Annotated in this window: 5 protein-coding genes; 3 read left to right on the forward strand and 2 right to left on the reverse strand. The window is 56.5% G+C overall.

The features are described from left to right. Window positions 1-102: 102 nt before the first annotated feature. Both ABSE61_RS36405 and ABSE61_RS36410 read right to left on the reverse strand, forming a co-directional pair. Entirely contained in the window at window positions 103-1,050 is a 948-nt protein-coding gene (locus tag ABSE61_RS36405) for a metallophosphoesterase family protein (RefSeq protein ID WP_423875988.1), read from the reverse strand. 513 nt (window positions 1,051-1,563) lie between these two features. Further along, on the reverse strand, window positions 1,564-1,695 hold the full coding sequence (locus tag ABSE61_RS36410; RefSeq protein WP_423875989.1) for a hypothetical protein: 132 nt from the start codon (window positions 1,693-1,695) through the stop codon (window positions 1,564-1,566). 103 nt (window positions 1,696-1,798) lie between these two features. Between ABSE61_RS36410 and ABSE61_RS36415 the strand changes: the two genes are divergently transcribed. The 3 genes from ABSE61_RS36415 (at window position 1,799) to ABSE61_RS36425 (ending at window position 3,812) form a co-directional block, all read left to right on the forward strand. Next, window positions 1,799-2,080, forward strand: a complete 282-nt coding sequence (locus ABSE61_RS36415; RefSeq protein ID WP_423875990.1) for a hypothetical protein — start codon at window positions 1,799-1,801, stop codon at window positions 2,078-2,080. Window positions 2,081-3,213: 1,133 nt separating this feature from the next. After that, window positions 3,214-3,594: a hypothetical protein gene (locus tag ABSE61_RS36420; protein ID WP_423875991.1), complete on the forward strand. Its 381-nt coding sequence runs from the start codon at window positions 3,214-3,216 to the stop codon at window positions 3,592-3,594. Window positions 3,595-3,665: 71 nt separating this feature from the next. Continuing rightward, on the forward strand, window positions 3,666-3,812 hold the full coding sequence (locus tag ABSE61_RS36425) for a hypothetical protein (protein ID WP_423875992.1): 147 nt from the start codon (window positions 3,666-3,668) through the stop codon (window positions 3,810-3,812). The last annotated feature ends 266 nt before the right edge of the window (window positions 3,813-4,078 follow it).

A 4,078-nucleotide genomic window follows, 5' to 3' on the forward strand; every position in this document is an offset into this window, starting at 1 on the left:
GACCCAGAAGCATCGCGGCGACCACGGCGCGGCTCGGCGAGAGTCGTCCCGTGGTCAGGCGGAGATGTTTCATCGGATTTTGCATGGGATATGTCCTCTCGATTAGGCGAGCGTCTTGTCGATGATGGCGAGCGGCTTGCTGCCCTGCATGACCGTAACGGTCGACAGTCCCAACTTGCTGCGGAGTTGATCGGCGGGGACAAGCATCGGCCCGGGCGACGGCGCCGAGCCGGGAGCCGGCTGCGGGAAGGCCGTCGACAGCGCCGTGTGGAAGGTCATGTTGCCTTCGACCTTCTGAGCGAGCTGATGGATGTGGCCATTGAGAACAGTGACCGAACCGAAGCGCTTGAGCATGTCGAGCGCGCGCTGGCCGTCTTCGGTGCCCCAGCCCCAATCCTTGTAGAGAACGTAGAGCGGGATATGGGAGAAGACCACGATCGGCGTGGAGGCCGACTTGCCTTTCAGATCAGCCTCGAGCCACGCGAGTTGCTCGGCGCCGAGGTTGCCGAGGCCGCCACCCTTCAGGTCGACGACGTTGACGAGGCCGATGAAGTGGATACCGTGATCGTCGTAAGAGTACCAGCCGGCGCCTTTTGCGCCCTTGCCGTAGCGATCGAGATAGGCCTTGCCGCGGTCCTCATCGATGATGTCGTGCTCGCCGGGTACCCAGTGCATCTGAACGCCGGTCTCGCTGAACACCTTGTCGGCATTGTCGAACTCGGCGGGCTTGGACAGATGCGTGATGTCGCCGGTGTGGATGATGAAGCCCGGCTTGGTCGGCATCGCCTTGACCTTAGCAACCGCCTCCCGCAGCGTCCCGAGCGCATCGGGATTTGCAGCCTTGTCGAAGCCGATGTGGCTGTCGCTCATTTGCAGAAAGGTAAATCCGGTAGCGGGCTCGGCGGCTGCCGCTTCCCCGATCAGTCCGACGGAGTGAGGAACACCGCCGCTGATGGTCCAAAGGACACCGGTTCCCGCCCACACCATGCATTCCAGCACTTCGCGGCGACCCAATCCCTTCTTCCGATCGTCAGGGCCTTCGTTAGACATATCGTATTCTCCCTATGGAGCCTGATGTGGGCTCCAGATGGCGCAGGATTGCGCCGCACAAGGGAGACTCGGGGTTTTCAGGCTTTATTCCCGGGCCGGAAACAACTCGGGTTTTGGCACTTATCGACCGCGGCGCAACCGCCCTGCTCTGCCTTGGCGGCGACCGATCGGGGCATCGGCACCGAGCACCCCAAGTCGATAAGACGGCAGCAAGAGCGAGGCTTGCTCGCCGGACGACACCGCGCTGCTGGCGGCCATTGGGCCCTCGCAGAACTCATGAGTTAGCTTTGCCAACTCTTCGAGTCGTTGAAGATACCAATTCAACTTCGCTAATCTGAATTCAAGCTAACTCTCGGAAGCAACTTCCTTGAGGCGCCGATTCATTCCTACCGCGCCAGCATCACACTGGTATCGCTACGCCGTTCGGAAGTTGGTTAAATCCGCAGCCATCGCCGAATATTCCCAACTGTTAATAGTCGGAAGACATCCAACTGACGATTTGAAGAGCCGTCTTCAGTTCAGCCAAGTCAAGAAATTATCATGATCATATTGATCGATCAGGTTGTCTTGTTTTACGGCGCCCACCTCCAAGACTGCATCGCCATCTGAAGAGAAGCCCCTCGCTCTTTTCATGTTGTCAAACATTAGGGTTTCCTGAACCGGAGGTGCTGCGTCACTGATATGGCTGCGGGACATTACGGGAATTTCTAGGGAGCATCGGGTTTGGCTCAATAATGAGTTATTGCAAGTGGACCAATTTAAACCGCCAAAGATCCAACAACAGGCCATTCAAGCTCGATTGAACTACTTCCTTGGTGCTGAGGAGTACGACCGCCTCTTCGTAGCCTTCGAAATCCTCCGCATCGAAAATGAGGTGCTCACCTTGGGCGTCCTATCCGCTTGCACAAGCGAGGTTCAGGACAAATATTCGTGGCACGTCGCTATCGTTGCCGAGGCCCTTTTGAAACAGGCGATTCGCAAAGTGAACGTCATCCCGCTCGACGACTCCCGCCCTTCCCGGGCGCAGTAAGCTTCGTAAGGCGTTTCTTTGACGGCTTCCTCGCTCACTGCGGGGCATGGAGAAGATTAACCACCGCCGTGTGAGGCGGTCGTTCGTCGAAAAGAAGGTTAGAAACCTAAGCGCTCGGGAATATTAACGACGGAGCGCGAGTCACTCTCAGCAAGGATGTCGATGCACAACGCAAGTTTTACGCTTTCACCATCACGAGCCGATTCAAATGACCGCCCTGGCAAAGCTAATTAACGTCATCGGGGGTGCATCAGACGATGCCCTTCAATATTTGGAGCACCACCATTGGCTTTTCGGGTTTCTAATATTTGCCTATTTGTTCCGCCTTCATGACCGAAGCGTTCACGCCAGATTCAGCGCGCTGGATAAGCGAGTTGATGAGATTAGGAAACGTCTTGCTTGCGGTCTCTGACCGCACTGCGCGCTTCATTTTTATATTCGCCGATCTCAATCGCCCGGAAGTCACCGTCCGAACCGACAGAGGAGAGTGTCGTGCCCCCAGCGGAGTCGCTAATTTGCTTCTCATCTAATAGAATTGAAATGCATCCGTGCCCACAGTGCCGTTACCCAATGACGAAAATATCCGACACTTCCTCTCATTCTAATTTGGATTTGTGCAGCTTCCACTGTTTCAACTGCGATAGTGCTGGCCGGAGTTCGCTTTCTCTGCCTGGGCTCGGCGCATCCATTTGAAGTACGAAGTGAGATTTTAGCGGCGAGCACTGAGGTATGCCCTTTGGCGCCATGGACTGCATGAATCAATGAATAGATAAAAGTGTCCCAGCGCCAGGGATGACGGCTGGAGGCCAATGAGGCCCGTGGGCAGGCAAACTGCGTGACCGGCGACGCTGCCTCCAAGAGAAAGTCCCACATTCGGCTATCAACATTCCTGGGCCGTCATCTCCAATTCCTTGCTCCAAAACAATGTTGTCAACGTCAGGCTCGCATACGCATACAGCCCGCCGCCTCTGTCATCGGACAATCCGCATTGCAATGCGTGAACGCGCGGAACGCATTTTTCACGATGGCTTGAAGTAAATCCAATCGTCGAGAATTCAGGAATATCTCGAATCCATCGGGAGTCTGGTGATCAGAAGCGCCTATGCGCGAATGAAGACCAGAGGAGTCACACGATGACTAACCATTTTCTTCTTAGCATGTCCGTAATTCTATCAACCGCGATCGCGGCTCCTGTCTTCGCACAGGCAGTTGCGCAGGAGTCAGATGCATACGCTCTCTACCTTCCCCACGTGGGGACAGAAATTGGATCTGCAAAATCTGAACAGCGCGACGTATCCATCGTTAACCCCGGCGCAGCCGATGCCATGCCATCCGCGCCGTCCGTTCGCCCTTGGAAGGCAGGAAATGAAATGGCAACCAAACCCTGGTCAGCGCCGATGGGTCACCATCAGCCAACCGCAGTCGATGTTCTCGAGGCTGATTCTCGGCTGAGCCTCGATCAGGAAGACGCGAAGGTCGACCGCATCGTGAGAGGCATCTGCCGAGGTTGCTGAAGATCCGGGCCCGACGGGATTTGCCGTCGGGTGCCGAGCTTGCAGCGGAAAGATGAACAGGACGTATGACGATGAGCACCAATCACGCTTCCAATTATCCGATCGGACGCTTGGCAATGTGGAGGCAGGACATCTCGATGGTCGCCGCCTTCGTGGTCTGGGCGGTCGTCCTGGGCCTGCTGCCGGTCTTGGTTATCAGCGCGTTAATGGCTGCTTGAACGGGCGCCGTGCGTCGCGATCACGCCTCCGACACGAATTATTTTGCGCCGGAATAAGGTCGTCGCCGTCCAGGTCTTCTCGGCAGCGAACTTCCGATCGAACGAAGACTGGAGCAGATGGTCATGATCGAAAATTTGGAATCCGCGCGAGGAATGGTCGTAGTGAGGCCGTCCGCGAAGAGCGGACGCTTCGACCCGACGAGCATGGCCCTGCATTGGATCACCGTGCTTCTCATCGTCGGCCAGTTCACGACGGTGTGGCTGCA

The sequence above is a fragment of the Bradyrhizobium sp. genome (assembly GCF_049519115.1).
Taxonomy (GTDB): Bacteria; Pseudomonadota; Alphaproteobacteria; order Rhizobiales; family Xanthobacteraceae; genus Bradyrhizobium.

What these genes read in the sequence shown, in the direction of transcription:
- ABSE61_RS36425 (WP_423875992.1), top strand. Translation starts at nt 3,666, where the DNA reads ATGAGCACCAATCACGCTTCCAATTATCCGATCGGACGCTTGGCAATG.
- ABSE61_RS36410 (WP_423875989.1), bottom strand. Translation starts at nt 1,695, where the DNA reads ATGTTTGACAACATGAAAAGAGCGAGGGGCTTCTCTTCAGATGGCGAT.
- ABSE61_RS36405 (WP_423875988.1), bottom strand. Translation starts at nt 1,050, where the DNA reads ATGTCTAACGAAGGCCCTGACGATCGGAAGAAGGGATTGGGTCGCCGC.
- ABSE61_RS36420 (WP_423875991.1), top strand. Translation starts at nt 3,214, where the DNA reads ATGACTAACCATTTTCTTCTTAGCATGTCCGTAATTCTATCAACCGCG.